Origin of the sequence: Vibrio sp. 1-Bac 57, from assembly GCF_037546855.1 — a bacterium.
Lineage (GTDB): Bacteria > Pseudomonadota > Gammaproteobacteria > Enterobacterales > Psychromonadaceae > Psychromonas.
The window spans coordinates 70,431-95,648 of the sequence record NZ_JALAAC010000001.1; the positions used below are offsets into that span (position 1 = coordinate 70,431).

The window sequence follows — 25,218 nt, forward strand, 5'->3', positions numbered from 1 at the left end:
TATATGAGCGACCCTACCTAAAACAATGCAAAATATGGTTTATGTATTATTGTTTTTTCCCTTCTTTTTATTATGTGAATTACTGCATGTATTAGGTTTCTAATGACTGATTTGGTGTAGATGTCTGTGCATCACTCATTACTCGCATTACAGACTCAGTTATTGAGCGGTCGTTGAATGATAATCTAGGCGATTAGGTAGTCTCTATCCCGTCGTTTGCCTTGATTGTATTGTGTTTAAAATTATCCAAAATAAGCACTTCATCAACAAAGCAATATATTCTTCATTAGGCATTGGTCAGAAATAGTTATTAGGGATGTGGATGTCAAAAATGGTGTATTGTTAGATGTAAAAAAAGAGCTAACAGATAAATCTGTTAGCTCTTCTCATTAATAGTATTTAACTGTCATTAAACATTAAAGTAGATATAAATCCTTAATGAATAATCAACGTTAATCTATATGTTATTCCGCTACTGTTATCGAAATATCATCAACATAAAAGTCAACTGTTGTTTCACTTGCTTCAACATACAGGTTAGCTTCATTTGCTTCGGTTGTTATCGTATGCGTGTAAGCACCTGTTAGTTCTACCCAATCACCCGCGGTAACTGTTTCTGCCATAGTAAGTTCAAGATAATCAACGGTATCTACACCGTATTTTATTTCTAGAGTTAGCTTCATATCAGGTGTAACTGTACTAGCATCATCAGACAACCTAACCCATGCAGAAACGTTATAAGTTTCATCCGCTGTGAATAAGCCTACAACATCTTTTGATATACCATTCCAAGTAGCCGTGCGTCCTGTAACTAAAGCACTATTGTTACCGGTGTGTGCCTGGGCAGTGTTTAATGTTACTGTTGCAGCTCCATCTCCACGCGCTACCCATGAATCAAGTCCCGTTTCAAAGGTTGTGTTAAAGAATGCCGTTTCAGGGACAACTACCTCAGGAACAATAGAAATATCATCAACATAAAAGTCAACTGATATCTCACTTGCTTCAACATAAAGGTTAGCTAAAGTTGCTTGTGTTGCTATCGTATGCATGTAAGTACCTTGTAGCTGTACCCAAGCACCTGCACTTACTGCTGTAGAAGGAGTTAGTTCAAGGTATTGATTTTCTCCTTCTCCGGTATTTATTTCTAGTGATAGCTTCATATTAGGTGTAACTGTACTAGCATTATCAGATAGCTTAACCCATGCAGAAACGTTATAAGTTTGACCCGCTCTGAATAAGCCAACAACATCTGTTGAGATACCTTGCCAAGTTGCCGTACGTCCTTCAACTAAAGCGCTATTGTTACCACTATGTACTTCAGTTGTTTCTAACGTTACTGTTGCAGCTCCATCTCCACGTGCTACCCATGGTTCAATGCCAGCTTCAAAATCACCATTAGTTAAGATATTTTTAGAATTAGTATTAGAATCAGTATCGGTTTTAGCATTTAATGCTTCAGCAAAACCTTTTAACGCAGGTTTTTGGTTTAGGTCAGCATCAAACATTAATGGCCAGTCAATATTGCCGTAAAGGCTGATAATCCAACTGTCTGGATCAGATATACCCCATACCGTAATACCACCACGCTGTGCAGCAGGAACGACGTCTAAATAAGCTGCGACGATTGATTTGTAGCGTTGTTTTTGCGTCTCAGCAATTGCTGCTGTTAATGAAGTTGCATTCGCATCTTTATTCATACGAACGTCTAGTTCAGTGATCTTAACCTGTAGACCCGTATTCGCGGCTTTTTTTAATGCAGCAGTAATATTTTCGATGGTTGGGAAGGTATGTGTTACATGCATTTGGAAGCCAATACCATCAATGAGATTGTCTTCTTGTAGTCCATCGATCATGGTAAGCGCAGCGGTAAGCTTCGTATCATTCATCTCAAGATTGTAATCGTTGTAGTAAAGCTTCGCGGCAGAGTCTGATGTATCTGCTGCACGTGCAGTTGTATAGGCAATATTAATGTAATCTTCACCTATTTTCTCAGCCCAAGATATGCCGCCAAAAGTCTCGTTACTACCGCGATATGACCCATCTTTATCATTGAAAGCTTCATTGACTACATCCCAACTAGCAATATTTTTTCCTGCAAAGTGCTGCACAACCTCGGTGATGTGTGTGTTCATCACGTCAGTACAATCTGCTACATCGGTACAATCTTTCATCCAAGCTGGAGATTGGCTATGCCACACAAGAGTGTGCGCATGTACGGCCATACCATTATCATCAGCATAATCTACCAATGCATCCGCTTTATCAAAAGTAAAATCACCTTCATTAGGCTGTAGACCTTCTGGTTTCATGATGTTTTCGGCGGTGACCTGATTAAAGTGCTGTATTACAATCGCACTAATATTAGTATCTGTGATATTGGATTCAGATACTGCTGCACCGATTGGAAAACCGTCTCCAATTCTACTTGCAATTTCAGATAGGTTGCTTATCGCTGGGGTTTCAATCACTGTTTGATTGTCTGTTTGAGCATTTTTTTGATCATCACTTAATTCGCCGGAAAGGCAACCTGTTAATGTTATTGTTGTGCCGAGCACTAATATTATATTTTTAACGTTATTCATTGTTAACCTCGTGTAATTATTGAGTATAGATGAGCTTGATTTCATTTCTCTCAAATTAATGGCTGAACAGTGTCGAGGTATTTTTAATCGGAAACAGTATAAAATATGGTTAATTTGTTGTTGTTTTTTCCCCAATGTTTGATTGTGTGAATTGACACACGTATTTGCTTTTGGCCCATATATAAATATCTTATCATTAAATAATATGGTCATTAATATATCTATTTTACCTCTTTCAGGAAGTAATGATGGTTATGCTCTTTATGCGGTTATTATTACACAGGTAATTAAGTCATTATTGTTCCAAAAGAAAAATGTTTAAATTTTCACTTGTTACGCTATAACCCGATGCACTCAAATACTTCTTGTTCTGTATGCTGTGATCCTGATAATGAATAGAGCATTAGGTGTCAAGCCGATGATTGCCGAGTAGCATGCCCTAGATAAACAGGCTGCCTAACATATAATTATTTATTTATTCTTGATGATAAAACTTCAATATTTTTGTGATATAGAGCACGTTAAACAAATAGGTGAGTTTTCATATCAAATTTCATAATTGAATGAATCTACTAAAAAGCCAAATATTATCCTGAACTATATGCACAATTAATTAAACTGGAAAATCATAGGCATGACGGGATTATTTAAAAAAGTAGGTAGAATCAATGACGAAGAAAAAGACTCAATTCGTCCTCTTTTATTTGAACGCCACAGTGCAGAATACCTTGGCAAGAAGATCCTTGCTGATTACTGCGGTCATGATGATTTACTCAAAGATATTGTTGATGATGAACCAATAGCAGTGAAATAATCAGTTTCCTAAGGGAATAAGGAAAATGTTGTGTTGATAAGTAATTATTATTTAAAACATTATTCCAAACTAGTGGTTATTAACCTTTTTCATTCAAATTTTGTTCAATCAAAAGCATTCTGAGCAAGGCCTTCGATTGAAAACAATGATGTTACCAGCAAGATTGATTAGGTACTTGCCTAGGTTACTATTAGTTCCAATCTGAGTATGTTCGATGAGAGACCTGCTCGTTTTTTTAATTTAATACCAGTATTCATTTATTATCAGATAGTTAGCGAATATGGTGTTTGCATGTGATCTATTAAACAACCAGTTCAGTAATACTGGTATAAGTATAATCGAGACTAATTATGACGCATAATATTTTAAATCCAATACTAAAAGGCTTCAATCCTGATCCATCTATTATTCGTGTCGGGGATGACTACTACATTGCAACTTCAACTTTTGAGTGGTTTCCTGGTATTCAGATTCATCATTCAAAGGATCTTGTTAATTGGCGACTAATTAGTCATGCCTTAACTAGAACATCTCAACTTGATATGAAAGGGATGGACAATTCTGAAGGTGTTTATGCTCCAGCACTTACATACTCTGATGGGAAATTTTGGCTGTGCTTTTCTAATGTGCATGCTTGTAGAGGCGGGAACTGGATGGCAACACCGAGCTTTGTCATCACAGCGGAGAATGTAGAAGGCCCATGGAGTGATCCGGTTTCAATTGGTAATTATGGGTTTGATCCTTCTTTATTCCATGATGAAGATGGCAAAAAATATATGTTGAACATGGTCTGGGATGGCAGAGCAAATAGAAACTTCTTCGGGGGGATCGTATTGCAAGAGTTTGACTCCATTGCTGGCAAACTGGTTGGTAATGCACATAATATTTTTGAAGGAACGGTATTAGGCTGCACCGAAGGGCCACAAATGCTGAAAAAAGATGGCTATTACTACTTAATAACTGCAGAAGGTGGAACCGCACAGGATCACGCGGTTACTGTTTGTCGCTCTAAAAGTATCTTGGGTCCTTATGAGGTTCATCCTGATAATCCAATTTTAACCAGTCGCTTTCAGGAAGAAGCCGAGCTTTCTCGTGCGGGTCACGGTTTCCTTGTCGAAACACAAAAGGGCGAATGGTATCTAAGTCACCTGTGTGGTCGTCAAATTCGTAATCCTGAAGGTTACCAATTTATGCCTAAATATAACGATGGATTTTCCATTTTAGGGCGTGAAACTGCACTACAAAAAGCACATTGGCAAGACGGTTGGCCATATGTCACCTCAGGAAAAACCCCCGTTGTTGAGGTGGATGCACCAGATCTGGCTTTATGCCCATGGCCAACCGTCGCTGCACGTGATGATTTTGACAGCAATATACTGCGCCTTGATTATCAAACACTGCGTGAACCTATAAATGAAGAGTGGGTTTCATTAACTGAGCGTCCAGGTTACCTGCGCTTAAAAGGGCGTCACTATCTTTCTTCGCGTTACGAGCAAAGTATGATTGCACGTCGCTTTCAGTCTCATCATGCGAGTGCCGAAACTAAAATGGAGTTTAGTCCAAATACACCTTATCAAATGGCGGGGTTATGTGCGTATTACGCTAGAAATGGACACTATTTTCTCAAGATGACTGCAACAGATGAAGGCAAGCGTGTTCTGCAAGTGGTGGGTAACATTAATGAAAACTACGGGGAATATTCAGAAGAGGTCGCCATTGGTGATGTCAGCGTTGTATATATGCGCTTAGTACTTGATAAACAATGGTATAAATTCAGTTATTCTCTCGATGGAAAAGCTTGGCACGCCATTGGTCCTGCATTAAATAGTACACCTTTATCTGATGAAGGTGGCCCCGATATTTTCCGCTTCACAGGTAGTTTTGTAGCATTATTTGCTGCAGATATTACCGGACTGAAAGCATCTGCTGATTTCGACTATCTTGAATACTTAGAGTCTTAACGCCATCAACCTCATTTTTAAATAGAGGCGTAAATTTTTCAATAAGGGGGGATAATAAGAATGTTTATTTTCCCCCCCCCCTTTTTTACGAGTCAATCTAAATCAAAGAGACTAAATAATATAATAGTAGTAAAAATCATAGGAATTTTAATCTTTCTTACCCTTTGGTTTATTTCTTTACCGTAATTTCAACCCAATCAAGCTAGCTTCGTCGATAAATTCAAATATAAGTCACAGAAACTAAAAAACATAAAAGAAGTGAAAGTTATCGGAAATTTAACCTTAGCTAGCCTTGGATATACTCCGTTATAAATCAATTTCAATAACTTTATGAGTAAAATGCAATGAATAAACAAGATATTAAAGAACAAAATCTAAGCGATGCAGAAGTCGTGACTAAACGAGATCTTGACCGTGCAAATTCGTTAAAACCGATCTCCTCGCCACTTGTTACACATATTTACACCGCGGATCCTTCTGCACATGTATTTAATGGCAAGATTTATATTTATCCATCTCATGACGTTGAAACAGGTAAACCATTAAATGATAACGGTGACCATTTCGATATGAAAGATTATCACGTGATTTCACTCGATCGTCCGTTTGGTAAGTCGACTGATCATGGTAATGCACTTGACGTAAAAGATGTGAAATGGGCTGAACGTCAAATGTGGGCGCCAGATGCAGCTGAAAAAAATGGTAAATACTACCTATACTTTCCGGCTAAAAATTATGATGGTGTATTTCATGTAGGTGTTGCTGTCGGTGATGCGCCAGAAGGGCCTTTTGTTGCACAAGACACACATATCGAAGGAACATTTAGTATTGATCCTGCAGTATTTCAAGATGATGACCAACAATACTATATTTATTTTGGCGGGCTATGGGGCGGTCAACTACAAAACTGGCGTGACGGAGAATTTGGTGAAGAAAAATATCCTGCAGATAATGAACCTGCTCTATTACCTCAAGTTGCTAAATTATCTGAGAATATGCTTGATCTTACTGAATCTGCTCGTAGTATCGAGATTTTGGATGAAAATGGCGAGTTAATTTTGACAGGTGATACGGATCGTCGCTATTTCGAAGGCCCTTGGTTACATAAACATAATGATACCTATTACTTCTCTTACTCAACGGGGGATACTCACAAAATTGTTTATGCTACTAGCAAGTCACCATATGGTCCATTTACTTATCAAGGCGTCATTTTAGCGCCTGTTTTAGGTTGGACAACCCACCACTCGGTTGCTCAGTTCGAAGGGAAATGGTATCTGTTCTACCATGACTGTTCGTTATCTGGTGGCCAAACACACCTGAGAAACATAAAAATGACAGAGTTAGTACATAATGAAGATGGTTCTATTCAAACTATTCTACCATATGATAATGAAGCTCAAATATAGCATTGTTAAAAACTCAGGTTCATTTTAACCTGAGTTTTTAAACTGGATTAGATGTATAAATTTTTTTGTTTTTTCAAATATTAATTTCCGATAGATAAAACTTAATTACTCCATAAAACCCTGATCAATATCATCTTTGTGTTCGTTTGCAGTGAACTCTTTATTGATGCCTGTGCGCTTTTAAGTTGTTGAAGCATAGGGTGTTTTTTCTTTTTCTGGCGCTTTTTATTTTATTTTTAAAAGCAATTTTATTTATATAATAAGTGTTTTTGTGATCTTGTTTGTTAAAACAAAATAACAGAATTAACTTGTTATTTTTCACAATTTTTTTTCTATTTTAAATCGTCATAGTGTCCTTATATTAATTAATCACAATTATTCGGAGCAACATTATGATCAATATTCCACAAGTAAAACTAGGTATCGTGGCTGTAAGCCGTGACTGTTTTCCTATCACTCTTTCTGATCAACGTCGTAAAGCAGTTGTTAAATCATGTGCTGAAAAAGAAATTAGCGTTATTGAGTTAAATACGATTATCGAAAATGAAAATGACATGCTAAAAGCATTAGCTGAAGCAAAAGAAGCTGGCATTAACTCATTAGTTATTTATCTTGGTAACTTTGGACCTGAAGGCCCTTTAACACAAATGGCGCAACGTTTTGATGGCCCTGTTATGTTTGTTTCTGCAGCAGAAGAGTCAACTGCATGCCTTGCTGATGAGCGAGGCGATGCGTATTGCGGTATGTTAAATGCCTCATATAGCGCAGGTTTGCGTAATATTCGCCCACATATTCCTGAGTATCCAGTGGGTACACCAACAGAAGTTGCAACAATGATTGGTGAGTTTGTACCTGTAGTGCGTACTATATTAGGCCTTAAAGGTCTTAAGATCTTTAGTTTTGGTCCACGTCCACAGGATTTCGTTGCTTGTAACGCACCTATCAAGGCGTTATTTGACCTTGGTGTTGAAATCATGGAAAACAGTGAACTTGACCTTTACGACCTATACCTTGAGGCTGCGGGTCATAAAGATATTCCTGCAATTATCGCCTCTATGGAAGCAGAACTTGGTGATAACAACCCATATCCTGATCTACTGCCTAAGCTTGCACAATATGAAGCCGCATTACTTGATTTCCATAAAGCGAATCTTGGAGCCTCAACGTTTGGTGTATTTGCTAATAAGTGTTGGCCTTCATTTGAAAAATTCTTCGGCTTTGTTCCATGCTTTGTAAATGCACGATTAGCTGAACGTGGTATTCCTGTTGCTTGTGAAGTGGATATTTATGGTGCGCTTTCTGAGTACATGATCACCTGTGCAACAAATTTGCCAGCAACGTTACTAGATATCAACAACTCAGTGCCAACGGATATGGTTGAAGCAAATGCTGAAGTGATGGGTAACTACACTGCAAAAGACCTATTCATGGGGTTCCATTGTGGTAACACTGCATCTAGCTGTATGAAAAATTCTCAATTGCGTTTCCAAAAAATCATGCACAGCCTGATGGAGCCAGGTAAAGCACCAGATATCACACGTGGGACACTTGAAGGTCAAATCAAGCCTGGAGAAGTAACATTGTTCCGTTTGCAGTCAACTGCAGATACCAAGCTCCGCGCTTATGTTGCTCAAGGTGACATTCTGGATATCGACCCACAATCATTTGGTTCTATCGCAGTCTTTGCTATTCCTGAAATGCAGCGTTTTTACCGCCATGTATTGATTCAAAAGCGTTATCCGCATCATGCCGGCGTTGCCTTCGCTAATGTTGGTAAAACAATGTACCAAGTACTGAATCTGCTGGGAGTAACAGATATTGATTACAATCAACCAGCAACAGAGCGTTACCCAAATGAAATTCCTTGTATGTTCTTAAACTAAGACCACAGTACTAAAAAATAATAAACCAAAGTGCATGGTATTAACCTCATGCACTTTTTTATGAAAAGGATCAAGTCATGACGCAAACAGTTAAAAAAGCATGGGGGGATTTTCATCTCTACTCCCTAAAAAACACGCAAGGTACTCAAGTTGATATTTCACAGCTTGGTGCCACCATTGTTAATTTTTTTGTCAATGATAAAAACAACCAGCGACAGAATATTGTTTTGGGGTTTAAGCAACCTCAAGATTACTTGGCTACCAAAGCTTATATTGGTAGCGTTGTCGGGCCATGGGCAAACCGAATTGCTAACGGTAAGTTTCCACTAAATGGTAAAACAATTGAGCTTGAATTAAATGAAGGTAACAATCATCTGCACGGCGCTTCAATCCAGCTAGACAAACAGCGTTGGACAGTTGAATCTTTTAACCAACAAGAGATTTGCCTAGCAATCAAAACGAAAGAGGGTGACGCGGGTTATCCTGCAAATATCAACTTTACCGTTAAGTATGCATTAAATGATGACAATGAGCTTTCTGTTGAATATGGCGCAACCACTGATAAAGGTGTACCGATTAATGTAACGCAACATACTTATTTTAATTTATCAGGTTGTCATGGGAAAATTGTCGACCACTCTGTCGTGATTGTTGCAGATCATTATTTGAAAATTAATGAACAATCTATTCCAATTAGCAAAGAATCTGTTAGCGAAACGGCAATGGATTTACGCACCAAAAAAGTCATCCAAGAAGGCATCACTGCGAATGAGCAACAAATAAAATTAGTGAATGGTTACGATCATTGTTGGTGTTTAAATCAAGAAGAATTTGCTTTAGCTGCTCAAGTTAATTGTGAATTTACAGGGTTACAATTGGAGGTCTACACCGATCAAAATGCCATTCAGTTTTATACCGGTAATTGGTTATCGGGAGAAATTGGGCGGGAAGGTAAAGCTTATGATGCTTATTATGGATTATGCCTTGAAACACAACACTACCCTGATCAAGTGAATATGCCGGAGATTGCACAAGCTTGTATTTATTCCCCACATCGTCCTTATTCGCACAAAACCGTTTTTAAAATAACACGAAGTTAATTGGTTCTAAATGGAGCAATGGTTTTTTCATCGCTTGGTTATAGATAAATACAATATCGATATTAAATTTCTTAGAGTAGGGAGGTATATCAAAAATGAAAATAGGCGGCTAAAAAACCGTTGAGTGATACTTGTTTAGATAAAAATATCATATCAATTGCTATCTCAACACACTAGCCCAAAGGAATGTGCAGAGTCTGATATTTTTAATGCAAAGGCTCAAATAATAATATGTAGAGAGTTTGGAAAATAGTTAAACCGTCAAGTTTCGAATTCAGAATAATTAAGCTTCTTAGTCTGATTAGAAATTAAAATTACTTTAACAGGAATATATTATGTTACGACGTACCAAAATTGTTACGACTTTAGGACCTTCTACAGACCGTGATAATAACCTTGAAAAAATTATCGTTGCGGGAGCAGATATGGTTCGCATGAATTTTTCACATGGTGAACCTGCAGATCATATAAAACGTGCTAAACAGGTACGAGAAATTGCTGCTCGTTTAGGAAAACAAGTGGCTATTATGGGGGATTTACAAGGCCCTAAAATTCGTATATCCACATTTAAAGATAAAAAAATTCAATTAGTTATTGGTGACCAATTTATTCTAGATAGTGACATCCAAAAAGGTCAGGGTGATCAGCAAGCTGTTGGTCTTGATTACAAAACATTACCGCAAGAGGTGATCTCAGGTGATGTTTTATTACTTGATGATGGCCGAGTTCAATTAGTTGTTGAAAAGGTTATCGGTAACCAAGTCCACACGACGGTATCGATTGGTGGATTCTTATCTAATAATAAAGGTATTAATAAAAAAGGGGGGGGATTATCAGCCGCCGCATTAACACCTAAAGATAAAAAAGACATCATCACTGCTGCTGAAATTGGTTGTGATTACCTTGCCGTGTCTTTCCCTCGTAATGGTGAAGATATTCATTATGCACGCCGGCTTGCAAAAGAGGCTGGCTGCCATGCCAAAATAGTCGCTAAAGTAGAACGTGCTGAAGCAGTAGAAACTCAGGAAGCGTTAGAAGATATTATCCTCGCTTCTGATGTTGTTATGGTCGCTCGTGGTGATTTGGGTGTAGAAATTGGTGATGCACGTTTGGTAGGCGTACAAAAAAATATGATCCGAACAGCACGTCGGTTAAATCGAGTCGTTATAACCGCAACACAGATGATGGAGTCGATGATCTCTGCTCCAATGCCAACAAGAGCAGAGGTAATGGATGTCGCAAATGCAGTATTAGATGGCACTGATGCAGTAATGTTATCAGGTGAAACAGCCGCAGGTGATTATCCTGTTGAAACGGTTAAAGCGATGAGTGAAGTTTGCCTCGGTGCAGAAAAGCATCCAAGTATTAATATTTCAAAGAACCGTATGAATTATATGTTTAATGATCCAACTGAAGCATTGGCGATGACTACAATGTTTGCAGCTAATCATACAATGGGTATCAAAGCGATTATTTCCTTAACAGCTTCGGGGACGACACCTTTATTAATGTCACGTCTTAGCTCTGGTTTGCCTATTTTTGCACTTTCAAGTAATACTCAAACGTTGAATTATTGTGCATTATACCGTGGAGTAATACCGATTAATTTTAATTCGACGACCACTAATAATGATGTGTTTACACGCAATGCAATTGAAATATTACAAGAAACGGGATACTTAAATAAAGGAGAGCTTGTATTAATTACTCATGGTAATGAACACTATGCAGGCTCAACCAATACCTGCAAAATAGTTGAAGTATAAGTTTCAACTGCCCTTAATAATATAAAAATGCTTCTAAGTAAGAAGCATTTTTTAAAATCATTCAGGAAATTTGGCTGCTTATTTTAATCATTATTATCAATACTGTTAGATTGAATAACTAACATGCTTAATTCGATAATCCTTTGGCGTAATACCGATATCTTTTTTAAAGACAGTATACATGTACTGTAATGATGGATAGCCACATAAAACTGGGACATCTGCAATCGAAATATCAGTAGAAGCTAGTAATTCACAAGCGCGTTTTAGTTTTGAGTTATGTATTTCTTGATGTACTGAATGTCCTCTTTCTTCTTTAAAACGTATTTCCAGATTAGATCTGGAAATTCTCAACGAATCTAAAACTTGATCAACTTTAATTCCGTTATAAGCATTATTACGAATATAGTGCATCGCTTTAATCACATAAGGGTCTTTAATAGCTTGAAAATCACTGCTTTGTCGTTCAAATACCTCCACTGCAGGAACCAGAATTCGAGGATACTTAACATCTTTTGTTTGGCCGGCTTCATTTACATCAGGTGACTCTAACTCGACCAAGTGTTTATGTAATAATTGCGCTGCAGAATACCCCATTGACTTACAGGCTTGTCCTACAGAACTTAATGAAACCCTTGTCAAATAACGTGTTAACTCCTCATTATCAATACCAATAATTGCGATTTGATCGGGTACCATCAGGTTAAGATGATCACACAATTGAAGTAAATGGCGAGCTCGCGCATCCGTCACCGCTATAATGCCGATAGGTGTTGGCAAACTTTGTAACCAGTCGGCTAATCGGTTCATATCATACTGCCATGTTTGTGGTGCAGTTCGGTGCCCCCGATATACTGAACTATAATACCCTTCACGATTTACAATATGGTTAAAAGCTTTTTCTCTTTCACTCGCCCAACGGGTTTTATTATCTTCAGGTAGTCCGTAGAAAGCAAAGTGCTCTAATCCTTTGTCCTTTAAATGATGAAATGCGGTATTAACCAAATTAACATTATCTGTCGCAATATAAGGCACGTCGGGATAGTTTTTTTCATTTTCATAAGAGCCTCCAATCCCAATAACCGGAATCGATAAATGAGATAATAGTGATTCAATTTCTGGGTTATCCAAATCTGCAATAATACCATCCCCAATCCAGTCATGAATATTTTCAAGGTTAGTACAAAAATCTTCTTCAAAGAAAATATCCCAATCACATTGAGTTGCTTGTAAGTATTCGCCAATCCCTTTAATTATTTGACGATCATATGCTTTATTAGCATTAAACAATAAAGTAATACGGTAATTATTTTTCATCAGGAAGACCCTTAATTAAATTGATTACAGCCACAGCATTTAAAAAACATGTGGAGGATAAAATACAAAGGTCTAGTCTTTAATTTACTAAAAATATAGTGACCTTTATTTTGTCAGCCTAGGTATTGTGAAAATATTTAGATAATAGGAAGTTAAGAATAAAATTAATAACGAAGCTGGCATTAATTTGATTAAATACAAACGATCATGAAGTCAATGGATTAGTTCATCGTTTGAACGAAAAATCTTACTACACTAAAATATGAAATTAACCCTTATTTAAAATCTAAAGGGGTGGTGTTGAGTAATATCGCTGCCCCCATCCTCTTGTTGGCAATATTAATGTTTTTAATATAGCAATACGAAGCCTAACTGATTATCGCCTGCTATCTTTGTGATCAAGGGCTCAATCATTAAATCAGTGAAAGACGGTATCAAAAAACGTAATTGTAGATATGTAAGGCATACGAGTATCTTTTCTAAAGAAACGCGTATTTCACATTGGGAGACTTGCTCTCTCTATTATGAAACATTTAATTAAAGAAAAGGAACGTTGTATGTTTATTGGTATTGACCTTGGAACCTCTGGAGTTAAGGCCATTCTACTTGATAAAAGTGGGCTTATTTTAGGAACAAAAACTGTTCCATTATCTGTTTCTCGACCTGCAGCATTATGGTCAGAGCAGGATCCTCAAGAATGGTGGAGTGCAACAGACCAAGCAGTTAAAGAGTTAGCTAAAGATATCGACCTATCTCATGTAATTGCAATTGGTTTGGCGGGGCAAATGCATGGTGCTACGCTATTAAATGATAACGGTGAAGTACTTCGTCCCGCTATTTTATGGAATGATGGCCGTTGTGCTGCCGAATGTCTTGAAATTGAACAGTTAGTGCCAAATAGTAGAGAGATTACCGGCAATATTATGATGCCGGGATTTACTGCTCCAAAGCTTAAATGGGTGCAAAAAAATGAGCCAGAGTGCTTTGCTAAGATAGCTAAGGTATTGTTACCAAAAGATTATATACGTTACCGCATGACCGGTGATTTTGCATCAGATATGTCAGACTCCGCCGGAACAATGTGGTTAGACGTAGCAAAACGTGATTGGAATGATGAGTTACTAGCTGCTACAGGACTAACTCGTGAACAGATGCCTAAATTGTATGAAGGTAGTAACGTTACTGGCGTTTTATCAAAAGAGATTGCTAAAGCATGGGGTATGGCTTGTGTGCCTGTTATTGCAGGTGCAGGTGATAATGCTGCTGGTGCAATTGGTGTTGGTATTACCCAACCAGGTCAAGCAATGCTTTCATTGGGTACATCGGGTGTCTATTTTGCAGTCACAGACGGCTTTGCTGCTAATCCTGAGTCAGCATTACACACTTTCTGTCATGCACTACCAGCTTCTTGGCACTCTATGTCAGTAATCTTAAGTGCGGCTTCTTGTTTAGATTGGGTGGCAAAACTAACAGGGGCAGCAAGTGTTCCTGAGATGCTTGCTGAAGTTGAAGCCGAAGCTGCTGCAGATTCAGATGTTATTTTCCTTCCATACTTATCGGGTGAGCGTACTCCACACAATAACCCGCACGCTAAAGGCGTGTTTTTTGGCATGACACATGAAACAAAGCGCCCAGAGTTAGCGAAAGCGGTATTAGAAGGTGTTGCATTTGCCTTTGCTGATGGTTTAGATGCGTTACATGCAACGGGTAATGAACCAGATGAGATTTCGTTGATTGGTGGTGGCGCACGTAGCCCTTATTGGCGTCAAATGCTCGCAGACGTGTTCAATAAAAAACTTGTTTACCGTGCTGGTGGGGATGTCGGTCCTGCACTAGGTGCTGCACGTCTTGCGCATTTAGGTGCAACGGAAAATGCAAAAATTGAAGAAGTATGTCCAGTACCAGGATTAATTCAAACGCATAGTCCTAACAGCGAAAGCCATGCTAGCTATTCAGTTAAGCGAGAAACATTCCAAAAACTTTATGTTCAAGTAAAAGATCTTTTTTAAATCCATATTCCTACTAATATTTGGCATTACTTTGTAATGACAAATTCGTAATATAAAAACTATAGAGAGCGAATAAAATGAGTAATCAATTAGAACAACTGCAAAAATTAACCACAGTCGTAGCAGATACTGGTGATATTGAAGATATTAGAAAGTATCAGCCAGAAGATGCAACAACTAATCCTTCTCTAATTCTTAAAGCCGCTCAGCTTAAAAGCTATGCACCGCTTATTGAGTCTTCAGTTGCTTATGCAAAAATGCAAAGTGAAGATCAAGCTCAACAAGTCATCGATACTAGTGACATGCTTGCCGTTAATATAGGTAAAGAAATTCTAAAAGCAGTGCCTGGACGCATTTCAACTGAAGTTGATGTTCGTCTTTCATACGATACAGAAAAAACAGTATTAAAAGCGCGAAAACTTATACAAATGTACAATGATGCCGGCGTTACTAACGATCGTATTTTGATTAAAATAGCATCGACTTGGCAAGGTATTCGAGCTGCTGAAATTTTAGAAAAAGAAGGTATCAACTGTAATTTAACACTTTTATTCTCATTTGCTCAAGCGCGTGCATGTGCTGAAGCAGGGGTTTACCTTATCTCGCCTTTTGTTGGTCGAATTATGGATTGGTATAAAGCAAAAGAAGGTCGTACTTTTGAAGCCGTAGAAGATCCAGGTGTTATTTCTGTAACTAATATTTTCAACTATTACAAAGACCATGGCTATAAAACCGTTGTGATGGGAGCAAGTTTCCGTAACCTTGGTGAAATTACTGAGCTAGCTGGATGTGATCGTCTAACAATTAGCCCTGCTTTATTACAAGATTTAAGCGAATGTAACGAGCCACTAGTTGCAAAACTTCTAGATAATGGCGCAACTAAAGCACAACCTCAAAAAATAACTCAATCAGAGTTCCTATGGGAACATCAACAAGATCAGATGGCATTTGATAAGTTAGCTGAAGGTATTCGTGGCTTTGCTGTCGACCAAGTGAAATTAGAAGATATGATTTTAGGCTATCTCGCCTAGACACTACAGCAATATAACGATTAAAAATAAATAGTATAAATAATTAAAATTTTTAAAATAGGAATATTATGAATCGCAAACCGTTAGCAAATGCCATCCGTGCATTAAGCATGGACAGTGTACAAAAAGCCAATTCAGGTCACCCTGGTGCACCGATGGGCATGGCAGATATTGCAGAAGTTTTATGGAGAGATCACTTAAACCATAATCCAACTAATCCAGATTGGTTAGACAGAGATAGATTTGTTTTGTCTAATGGTCACGGGTCTGTACTACTTTATTCATTATTACATCTAAGTGGTTATGACTTATCTATTGAAGATATGAAAAGTTTCCGTCAATTACATTCTAAAACGCCAGGTCATCCTGAATATGGTTATGCACCAGGTATTGAAACAACAACGGGTCCACTAGGACAAGGTATTGCTAATGCTGTTGGTATGGCAATGGCAGAACGTTCACTTGGTGAGCAGTTCAATAAAGAAGGTCACGAGATTGTAGATCATAACACTTACGCATTTATGGGTGACGGTTGTATGATGGAAGGTATCTCTCATGAAGTATGTTCACTAGCCGGTACATTAGGTCTTGGTAAACTAACGGCATTTTGGGATGACAACGGTATATCAATTGACGGTGAAGTTGAAGGTTGGTTCTCAGACGATACACCTAAACGTTTTGAATCATACGGTTGGCATGTTATTCCAGCTGTTGATGGCCATGATGCAGATGCAATCAATGCCGCTATTAAAGCAGCTAAAGCTGAAACAAGTAAGCCAACACTTATTTGCACTAAAACAATCATCGGCTTTGGTTCTCCAAATAAAGCAGGATCTCACGATTGCCACGGTGCACCACTAGGTGCAGAAGAAATTGCAGCAACACGTAAGCAACTTGGATGGGAGCATGGTCCTTTTGAAATTCCGTCGGAAATCTACGCTCAGTGGGATGCGAAACAAGCAGGCAAAATTAAGGAAGCAGCGTGGGATAAGAAATTTGCAGCTTATGAAGCGCAATATCCTGAGCTGGCAGCTGAATTCAAACGTCGCGTAAGTGGTGAACTTCCTGCTCAATGGGAAGAAAAATCAAGCGCTATTATCGCTGATCTTCAAGCAAAACCTGCAAATATTGCCTCACGAAAAGCATCTCAAAATGCACTTGAAGCATTTGGCGCAATGTTACCAGAATTCATGGGTGGGTCTGCAGATCTTGCTCCCTCAAATCTAACTATGTGGTCTGGTTCTAAATCATTAACGCAAGAAGATTTCTCAGGTAACTACATCCATTATGGTGTGCGTGAGTTTGGTATGACTGCCATTATGAACGGTATCGCGTTACATGGTGGTTTTGTTGCTTACGGCGCGACATTCTTAATGTTTATGGAATATGCGCGTAACGCAATGCGTATGGCCGCACTAATGAAGATCCAAAACATTCAAGTGTATACACATGATTCAATCGGTTTAGGTGAAGACGGTCCAACGCATCAACCCGTTGAGCAAGTTGCATCACTTCGTCTAACACCTAACATGAGCACATGGCGCCCATGTGACCAAGTTGAGTCTGCAGTTGCTTGGAAATATGCGATTGAACGTAAAGATGGTCCTACATCACTTATCTTCTCTCGTCAAAACCTTGAACAGCAGCCACGTGATACTGCACAGGTAGCAAACATTGCTAAAGGTGGTTATATCCTTTTAGATTGTGCTGGTAAACCTGACATTATCTTTATTGCAACGGGTTCTGAAATTGAGTTAGCTGTTGCTTCTGCTGCAAAATTAACGGCTGAAGGCAAAAAAGTACGTGTTGTTTCTATGCCTGCAACAGATCTGTTTGACAAGCAAGATGCTGCATACCGTGAATCTGTTTTACCTGCTGACGTAACTGCACGTGTTGCAATTGAAGCTGGTATTGCTGATTTTTGGTATAAATATGTTGGTTTGAATGGTCGTATCATTGGTATGACAACATTTGGTGAATCTGCACCTGCAGATGAACTATTCAAAATGTTTGGTTTCACCATTGAAAATGTTGTAAACAACGCAAAAGAGCTTTTAGTTTAAATTAGTTAATATTGATAGCTAAAATCGCTAATAAATAACCTTTTGTGAAATAAACTATTTTGCAGAAGGTATTTTTTTAACTACCCACAATAAAACATATCAATGAATAACTCACTCCGATGGGGCCTTTTTGTTTTCTTTCATTATCTTTTGATAAGAAAAAACTGATAATTCTTTTCTAATTTTCTATCATTTTAAATATGGTAACCGCAGTTATATCTCCATTTAACTCATGAATTGCTATTACGAAATATCGTATTAATGTTTATATTTTTATTGTTCCCCCTACCTTTTTAAATAACTTTGAAATACATCACACTTATATAACTTATTGATTTTAAATTATTATCTTGTTATTTGTGTACTTAGATCTCATATAATAAATATCGTAACGCTATTGTTATTTATCGCAAATTTATTATGTTAATTAATAAGACAGAATGGATTCAGTAAATAGAATTAGTCAAATTATCTTGGAGAATGAAATGAATATAATTCGGTTGTCAGTGAAAGAAAAGATTGCTTATGGTCTTGGTGATATGGGATGTAACTTTGTTTGGCAGACAGTTATGCTTTTTTTAGCCTACTTTTATACGGATATATATGGGTTATCACCTGCACACATGGGAACGATGTTCCTATTAGTTCGTTTTATAGATGCGGTCACGGATCCCATTATGGGTTCTATCGTTGATAGAACTAAATCAAAACACGGTCGCTATCGCCCTTATCTACTATGGATAGCTATCCCATTTGGCTTTGCTTGCATGCTTGCATTTTATACTCCTGATGTCGGAGAAACAGGAAAGATTTTTTATGCGTATGCTTCTTATATATTCTTAACGCTAATGTATACCGCGATTAATGTACCTTATTGTGCAATGGCTAATGCATTAACCAATGATTAACAAGAGCGTACTTCCTTACAATCATACCGCTTTGCATTGAGTACTGCAGGGGGATTAGTGGTTGCGATGGTAGCACTTCCTCTGGTTGATCTTATTGGAGAAGGTGATGTTCAGAAAGGTTATTTAGGTGCAATGGCAATAATGGGCGCTGGTGCAATTGCTCTCTTTTTTTACAGTTTCGCTAATGTAAAAGAACGTTTTGTCGCAGAGAATGAAGAACAATCATCGGTATTTAGTGATTTGAAATTGTTATTCAAAAATAATCAATGGCGCGTATTATTCATCCTGAATGTACTATTGTTGGCGGGCGTTGTCTTAAAAGGCGCCTCAACTATGTACTACGTCAACACTGTAATGGGACGCGCTGATCTTGCAACTACATTCATGGTTGCTGGGATGATTGCTAATATTATTGGTGCTATAGGTTCTGCTCCTTTATTGGGACGTTTTGAGAAAGCTGCTGTATATAAAGTACTTATAATTATTTCTGGCATATTATCTGCCGCTTTATACTTCGTTGAACCGACCAGTGTTTATATAATATTCATGCTTGTCATTGTGTTAGGCATTGTACAGATGAGTACTACTCCTATTTTATGGAGCATGATGTCAGATATCGTAGATTACGAGAAAACACGTAGTAACCGGTCTTTGAGTGGCATGGTATTTTCAACTAACCTATTCGCCATTAAGTTGGGTATTGCTCTAGGTGGTGCATCTGTTGGGTGGATCTTGGCGGGTGCTGGTTACGTTGGGGGAGCAGAGACTCAGTCATCAGCTGCAATTACTGCAATCAATTTACTCTATACCATTATTCCTGGGATTATTTTTGTGTCTCTTGCCGTCGTTATATCATTTTATAAGCTTGATAATAAAAAGTTAGCTCAGATTAAAGCTTTATTAAAGCTGGCTAAAGAAAAAAGTAGTGATGAATATGAGGGTGCCCGTGTCAGAGGACAAAGTTATTAAGCTTGTCAGTTAAACAAAATGTGAGCTGATTTATCCAATTGATTTATCGTTATTTGTCTACTAAAAACATAATCTAGTGGATAAAACGATAAATCAGGAGGAGCGAATACTGGTGATGTTAATCAGATATTTAAACGACAAGTTGGTCAGAAATACGCTTTTTAAAGCATTAAATATCAATGTATTAATCATAGAAATAAGGTAGAAATAATAATGGCTGCAGTAGAATTTAAAAATATAGACAAAATTTATTCAGGCAATACGCAAGTAGTTAAAAACTTTAATCTAAAAATAGAAGATGGTGAATTTATTGTATTTCTTGGTCCTTCAGGCTGTGGTAAATCTACTACATTACGTATGCTTGCAGGATTAGAGGAAATTTCTGCTGGTGAAATTATTATCGGCGATGATGTGATTAATAATATTGAGCCTAAGGATAGAAATATTGCGATGGTCTTTCAGAGCTATGCTTTATATCCACACATGACTGTATATGAAAATATTGCTTTTACATTAAAATTATCTGGATTAAGTAAACAACAGATTAGAGATAAGATAAGACCTATAACGGATATGTTACAACTCACGCCATTATTGGATCGTAAACCACGCGCATTGTCTGGTGGACAGAGACAGCGTGTTGCTATGGGAAGAGCGATGGTGCGTACTCCGGAAGTATTCTTATTTGATGAGCCTCTTTCAAATCTTGATGCAAAATTGCGTAATTCAATGCGTCGTGAAATTAAACGACTACATAACAAGTTACAAAAGACCACCATTTATGTTACGCATGATCAGGTTGAGGCGATGACATTAGCTGATCGAATTGTTATTTTACGCGATGGTTTCATTGAGCAAGTTGGTACCCCAGAAGAGATTTATCAAACGCCTGCAAATGAATTTGTTGCTGGTTTTATTGGCAGTCCAACGATGAATCTGATTCAAGGTAAAATCAAAAAATCTGGTGAAGGGTATATCGAACTTGAAGGGCAACGCCTTCCATTACCAGTGAAAGATATTACAGTATTAGAAGATCAAAATGTTTTAGTCGGCATTAGACCGTGTGATATACATTTAACCGCTGAACTACTTGAGTATCCCTTTACGATTAAAGTCAAAGTACAAACATGTGAATTATTGGGATCTAGCATACATATAGAAACAAAATTAGGTGAATATACTTTAACCGTAGAAACACCATCATCTGATTTAATAGAAGAAGGCCAAGTCATTGACCTTTATATTGATAAGTCAAAAATACACATTTTCGACTCAAAATCGGGTGATGCAATCGTGGCATAACTAAGATTATTATATCACTCTGATAAAGTGTGGTGTTGTAACCTTGTTATAAGCACTTAATTTTAAATGAATAGAGAAAAGAAAAGTAAGGTAATGTTTTATTAGATTGCTTTATTAATTCTGGTTGAATTATTGAATATCATATCAATTCATTTTCTAGTTACTATTAAACGCTCTAAACTTATGGATGAGATCTTTATGGCTAAATTGTTATTGTTAATTGATACGATGTTTTATTACGACAGAGAAGTATTGAAAGGTATTAAAGCTAAAGTAGATGAATGTCAGTTAAAATTATCTATTCATTTAGAGTCGATTGATAATGTGGCTGATATACTTTCTCAGCATTGGGACTATGTGATTGCAGATTTCGATAAACCGGATGTTCATCGAGTCATTCCTCGTTTAAAGAGTAATGTGCTTATTTACTCTAGTTATTCAATCGCACTCGCTCCTGAATCAGTGTCAACATTAGTGAACGATAATGAACAGTTCGCTAACTTGGCGTTGGGGCAATTTATCCAAAATGATATTTCGAATGTCACATTTTATATGGCCCCTAATGAAGTTAATGCAGGTTGGGCAAACGAAAGGCAACAATGCTTTGAAAAAAATGCAGCGTTATTGGAATTAAATTACTTCAATGACGTAAAAGAAGCTGTGTCCTTGCAACAATTTCCGTTAGGCGTTTATTGCTCTTCTGATCGTTCAGCAAGGAAGTTAGTTAACTTTTGTATGGGAAAAAATATTACAGTGCCCAATCAAGTATCAATTATCGGTACAGACTATGATGATGCAGAGCGAGCTATTTCCCCTTTACCTTTGAGCTCTGTAAATATTGATCCTTACCAACTTGGTCAACGTTGTGTTGAGGTTCTACTTAAAGCGAAGCGATTCAATAAGATAGTACATGAAAAGTATCAACCGATAAATTTAATTAATGAAAAGTCTACTGCGGTAGAAAAGAACCAAGATGACATTGTTAATAAGGCTCTTTACTACTTATATAATAATTTCCACCTTAATATAAAGGTACAGCAAGTTATTGATTTTTGTAGGGTTTATAGAAAGACATTAGATAATCGATTTATTGCTTGTAAAGGGGTAACTGTTCATTACTATCTATCTAGTTTACGCCTCAAAAAGTCAAAAAAATTACTTATAAATAGTAAAGATTCAATTGAATCTATTGCTTTGCAATGTGGTTACCCTAACCAAAGTTACCTATATCAAGTCTATAAAAAACAATTTGGCTACACGCCTTGTGAATATCGTAAAAGCTTTGGCCTCATTTAATGTAGTTGAATGGTTTTTAGTTAACCGATGATGAGTACCACCATATTATTGTGATATTTGGTTAGTGTATTTACTAATTTGGCAATTGTGCCGAAGGTCTACATTTAATTTTTTAAAATAATTCATATTAGCCTCTTTTATTGTAACTGTTTATTAATAAGAGGCATTATATGAGTATTTATAAAAACCCGAATTGTACGATTCAAGAAAGAGTTAATGATTTAATTAGCCAAATGACTCTAGCAGAAAAGATAGCGCAGTTAGGTGCACAGTGGTTAATCTTAGATCCCAATGGCGAACATCATGATCGCGAACTAGAAATGGCAGAAGCTGGTAATCGTAAATCAATTGATGAGCGACTAAAGCATGGCTTAGGACAAATCACTCGACCTCTTGGTACTCACCCTGTTTCTGCTGAAAAGGGAATTAAAGCGCTCAATCAACTTCAGAAATATTTATTAGAAAAAACACGTCTTGGTATTCCAGCAATGTCTCATGAAGAATGTTTAGTGGGATTGATGGTAAAAGGGGCAACGCTATTCCCTTCCTCACTAAATTATGGTCATACTTGGAACCCAGAACTTATTGAAAAAATGGCAGGGGTTATTGGTCAGGAACTTCGTCAAGTGGGGGCTCATCATGGGCTTGCACCTGTGCTGGATGTCTCTCGCGATGTACGCTGGGGAAGAACAGAGGAAACATTAGGCGAAGACCCATATCATGTGGGGGTTCTTGCCACTAGTTTTGTCAAAGGGCTACAGAGTGAAAAACGTGATGTATTGGCTACATTAAAACATTATGTGGGGCATTCATTTAGTGAAGGTGCTCGAAACCATGCACCGGTTCACCTCGGTTTTAAAGAACTAAACGATACATTTATGTTGCCCTTTGAAATGGCGGTTAAGTTAGGTAACGCAGGTTCAGTGATGCCGGCATACCATGATATTGATAATGAACCTTGCCACTCATCTGAATATTTACTGACTACTGTTTTACGAGATAAATGGGGTTTTGACGGTTTGATTGTCGCTGATTACGGTGGTCTGGAACTATTAGTTTCTCACCATGGAGTAGCTGCAGATCGAGCGGAAGCAGCAGCACTCGCTTTTAATGCAGGGTTAGATATCGAACTTCCAGATGATGCTTGTGGTAGTCATCTACAAGATGCTATTGAGCGAGGACTTATTTCAGTTAAAAAAATTGATGAAATTGTTGAACGTATATTAAAGGTTAAATTTGAGCTGGGTTTATTCGAAAACCCTTATTGTTCAGAAGAAAAATTTCAACTTAAAACACAAAAATCCAAAGAAATTGCTTACCAAGTTGCTTCCCAATCTCTCGTTTTATTGGAAAATGACGGAACACTTCCACTTACTACAGATAAAAAAATAGCGGTTGTGGGTCCGACTGCTGATGATCAACTTGCGTTGCTTGGTGGCTATAGTTTTCCTATTCATCTTATTATTAGCAATATGGAAGAAGATTCAAAAGTCTCAAAAACAATTCTAGAAGCTATTCAAGAGCAGTTTGCAAACGTTTCATATCATAAAGGATGTGACATATTGACAGAGCGTCATGCAAACGCCCCTGTTTTTCCTGGTGATGTTGACCTAGCTATGGGGCAAAAATCAGAATCGTCAGTATCGAAAGATACTAGTCAAATTTCTGCTGCAGCAGCTGTTATAGCGGATGCCGATATTGCATTAGTTTGTGTCGGAGACTTAGCTGGTTTATTCCAAACTGGCACAGTAGGAGAAGGTTCTGATACAGATAGTCTTGACTTGCCTGGTGTACAACAAGCATTAATTGATGCAGCCATTGCGACAGGAAAACCGGTTATCATTCTAGTGACAGGTGGGCGTCCCTATAATCTAAATGGGGCAGAAGAGAAAGCAGCAGCTGTTATTTTTGCTTGGGCTCCAGGGCAAGAAGGTGCTGATGCTATTGTTGATATTGTGACAGGTAAACAGTCACCCTCAGGTCGTTTGACATTATCTATTCCAAAAAATGTAGGCGCAGTTCCTTATTATTACAACCATAAATTAAAGAGTAGTGGTACTCCGATAGCCTACCATTTTGGTGCTAAATATAATTTTGGTTATGGTTTGACCTATACAAAATTTGACTATCAAAAAATCTCTATAAAAAAACACTCTGTAGATATCGATGGAGCGATCAACGTGGCGGCTTTGATAAAAAATACTGGCTTGGTAGATGGCTGTGAAATAGTACAGTTGTACGTCAAAGATAAACAATGCTCTTTGGTGAGACCTATTCGTGAATTAAAAGGTTTTAAAAGAGTAGATATAAAAGCAGGTGAATCTAAATTTATTAATATCACATTACCAGTTGACATGCTTAATTTTACTGACAATCTGCATCGTCGCATTGTAGAACCAGGTGAATTTGAAATTATGATCGGTCGTTCTGCAACTGACATCATCTTTAATGAAACCGTCAGAGTAACAGGAAATATCAAAGTGTTACCCAAATATTGGACAATGCTGTGTGACGTTGAAGTTAACACTCCCTCATAAATCATAAACTCAAAAATGTTGACGGCAATACATTAGAAAAAGCATTTTAGTCAATATCTTCTATTAAATCCTTCCTACAAAAACCGAATAAAGGCTTATTCGGTTTTTTTAAATACTAAGTTAATCAACCTATAAATTAATAACCGCTTATGCTATTTGTAAAATTATAGGGAGCGTTACTTGGCTGTAAAACTAGTTTTCGGGGAGTGATTCGTCATTTTTCTCTAGCCATAACTAGTTACTTATTTAATGCTTTGCTTACATAACATTT

14 protein-coding genes and 1 pseudogene are annotated in these 25,218 nt (G+C 37.5%); 13 read left to right on the forward strand and 2 right to left on the reverse strand.

Annotated features, from left to right (window positions below; translation table 11 throughout):
- Positions 1-464 precede the first annotated feature (464 nt).
- On the reverse strand, positions 465-2,582 hold the full coding sequence (locus MT391_RS00305) for an endo-1,4-beta-xylanase (protein ID WP_499496568.1): 2,118 nt from the start codon (positions 2,580-2,582) through the stop codon (positions 465-467).
- 634 nt (positions 2,583-3,216) lie between these two features.
- Here MT391_RS00305 and MT391_RS00310 point away from each other — a divergent pair.
- The 6 genes from MT391_RS00310 (at position 3,217) to pyk (ending at position 11,515) form a co-directional block, all read left to right on the forward strand.
- Positions 3,217-3,396 (forward strand): hypothetical protein, encoded by a 180-nt coding sequence (locus tag MT391_RS00310; protein ID WP_166371209.1) that lies wholly within the window; start codon positions 3,217-3,219, stop codon positions 3,394-3,396.
- Between the two features lie 350 nt (positions 3,397-3,746).
- Positions 3,747-5,357 (forward strand): glycoside hydrolase family 43 protein, encoded by a 1,611-nt coding sequence (locus MT391_RS00315; RefSeq protein WP_499496569.1) that lies wholly within the window; start codon positions 3,747-3,749, stop codon positions 5,355-5,357.
- 344 nt (positions 5,358-5,701) lie between these two features.
- On the forward strand, positions 5,702-6,766 hold the full coding sequence (locus tag MT391_RS00320; RefSeq protein ID WP_499439720.1) for a glycoside hydrolase family 43 protein: 1,065 nt from the start codon (positions 5,702-5,704) through the stop codon (positions 6,764-6,766).
- Positions 6,767-7,158: 392 nt separating this feature from the next.
- A complete protein-coding gene (locus MT391_RS00325) occupies positions 7,159-8,649 on the forward strand; it encodes an L-fucose/L-arabinose isomerase family protein (RefSeq protein ID WP_499496570.1) in 1,491 nt (496 codons plus the stop codon).
- A 77-nt stretch (positions 8,650-8,726) separates the two neighbouring features.
- On the forward strand, positions 8,727-9,749 hold the full coding sequence (locus tag MT391_RS00330) for an aldose epimerase family protein (protein WP_166371218.1): 1,023 nt from the start codon (positions 8,727-8,729) through the stop codon (positions 9,747-9,749).
- A gap of 335 nt (positions 9,750-10,084) precedes the next feature.
- Positions 10,085-11,515, forward strand: a complete 1,431-nt coding sequence (gene pyk, locus MT391_RS00335; RefSeq protein ID WP_499439716.1) for a pyruvate kinase — start codon at positions 10,085-10,087, stop codon at positions 11,513-11,515.
- 105 nt (positions 11,516-11,620) lie between these two features.
- Here pyk and MT391_RS00340 read toward each other — a convergent pair whose 3' ends face one another.
- Entirely contained in the window at positions 11,621-12,832 is a 1,212-nt protein-coding gene (locus MT391_RS00340) for a DNA-binding transcriptional regulator (protein WP_166371222.1), read from the reverse strand.
- 557 nt (positions 12,833-13,389) lie between these two features.
- Between MT391_RS00340 and xylB the strand changes: the two genes are divergently transcribed.
- The 7 genes and pseudogenes from xylB to MT391_RS00375 all read left to right on the forward strand — a co-directional run bounded on the left by xylB (position 13,390) and on the right by MT391_RS00375 (position 24,947).
- Positions 13,390-14,841, forward strand: a complete 1,452-nt coding sequence (gene xylB / locus MT391_RS00345) for a xylulokinase (protein ID WP_499496571.1) — start codon at positions 13,390-13,392, stop codon at positions 14,839-14,841.
- Positions 14,842-14,918: 77 nt separating this feature from the next.
- A complete protein-coding gene (tal, locus tag MT391_RS00350) occupies positions 14,919-15,872 on the forward strand; it encodes a transaldolase (RefSeq protein ID WP_166371226.1) in 954 nt (317 codons plus the stop codon).
- A 68-nt stretch (positions 15,873-15,940) separates the two neighbouring features.
- Entirely contained in the window at positions 15,941-17,935 is a 1,995-nt protein-coding gene (gene tkt, locus MT391_RS00355) for a transketolase (protein WP_499496572.1), read from the forward strand.
- A gap of 485 nt (positions 17,936-18,420) precedes the next feature.
- Positions 18,421-19,812, forward strand: a pseudogene (locus tag MT391_RS00360) (glycoside-pentoside-hexuronide (GPH):cation symporter).
- Between the two features lie 213 nt (positions 19,813-20,025).
- The gene (locus MT391_RS00365; RefSeq protein ID WP_166371232.1) at positions 20,026-21,114 is read left to right on the forward strand and encodes an ABC transporter ATP-binding protein; all 1,089 of its coding nucleotides are present in this window, start codon (positions 20,026-20,028) and stop codon (positions 21,112-21,114) included.
- 198 nt (positions 21,115-21,312) lie between these two features.
- Positions 21,313-22,410 (forward strand): helix-turn-helix domain-containing protein, encoded by a 1,098-nt coding sequence (locus MT391_RS00370; protein WP_499496573.1) that lies wholly within the window; start codon positions 21,313-21,315, stop codon positions 22,408-22,410.
- 170 nt (positions 22,411-22,580) lie between these two features.
- Positions 22,581-24,947 (forward strand): glycoside hydrolase family 3 N-terminal domain-containing protein, encoded by a 2,367-nt coding sequence (locus MT391_RS00375; protein WP_166371236.1) that lies wholly within the window; start codon positions 22,581-22,583, stop codon positions 24,945-24,947.
- Positions 24,948-25,218 lie beyond the last annotated feature (271 nt).

What these genes read in the sequence shown, in the direction of transcription:
- MT391_RS00315 (WP_499496569.1), top strand. Translation starts at nt 3,747, where the DNA reads ATGACGCATAATATTTTAAATCCAATACTAAAAGGCTTCAATCCTGAT.
- MT391_RS00330 (WP_166371218.1), top strand. Translation starts at nt 8,727, where the DNA reads ATGACGCAAACAGTTAAAAAAGCATGGGGGGATTTTCATCTCTACTCC.
- xylB (WP_499496571.1), top strand. Translation starts at nt 13,390, where the DNA reads ATGTTTATTGGTATTGACCTTGGAACCTCTGGAGTTAAGGCCATTCTA.
- MT391_RS00305 (WP_499496568.1), bottom strand. Translation starts at nt 2,582, where the DNA reads ATGAATAACGTTAAAAATATAATATTAGTGCTCGGCACAACAATAACA.
- tkt (WP_499496572.1), top strand. Translation starts at nt 15,941, where the DNA reads ATGAATCGCAAACCGTTAGCAAATGCCATCCGTGCATTAAGCATGGAC.
- MT391_RS00365 (WP_166371232.1), top strand. Translation starts at nt 20,026, where the DNA reads ATGGCTGCAGTAGAATTTAAAAATATAGACAAAATTTATTCAGGCAAT.
- MT391_RS00375 (WP_166371236.1), top strand. Translation starts at nt 22,581, where the DNA reads ATGAGTATTTATAAAAACCCGAATTGTACGATTCAAGAAAGAGTTAAT.
- pyk (WP_499439716.1), top strand. Translation starts at nt 10,085, where the DNA reads ATGTTACGACGTACCAAAATTGTTACGACTTTAGGACCTTCTACAGAC.
- MT391_RS00325 (WP_499496570.1), top strand. Translation starts at nt 7,159, where the DNA reads ATGATCAATATTCCACAAGTAAAACTAGGTATCGTGGCTGTAAGCCGT.
- MT391_RS00370 (WP_499496573.1), top strand. Translation starts at nt 21,313, where the DNA reads ATGGCTAAATTGTTATTGTTAATTGATACGATGTTTTATTACGACAGA.
- MT391_RS00320 (WP_499439720.1), top strand. Translation starts at nt 5,702, where the DNA reads ATGAATAAACAAGATATTAAAGAACAAAATCTAAGCGATGCAGAAGTC.
- tal (WP_166371226.1), top strand. Translation starts at nt 14,919, where the DNA reads ATGAGTAATCAATTAGAACAACTGCAAAAATTAACCACAGTCGTAGCA.
- MT391_RS00340 (WP_166371222.1), bottom strand. Translation starts at nt 12,832, where the DNA reads ATGAAAAATAATTACCGTATTACTTTATTGTTTAATGCTAATAAAGCA.
- MT391_RS00310 (WP_166371209.1), top strand. Translation starts at nt 3,217, where the DNA reads ATGACGGGATTATTTAAAAAAGTAGGTAGAATCAATGACGAAGAAAAA.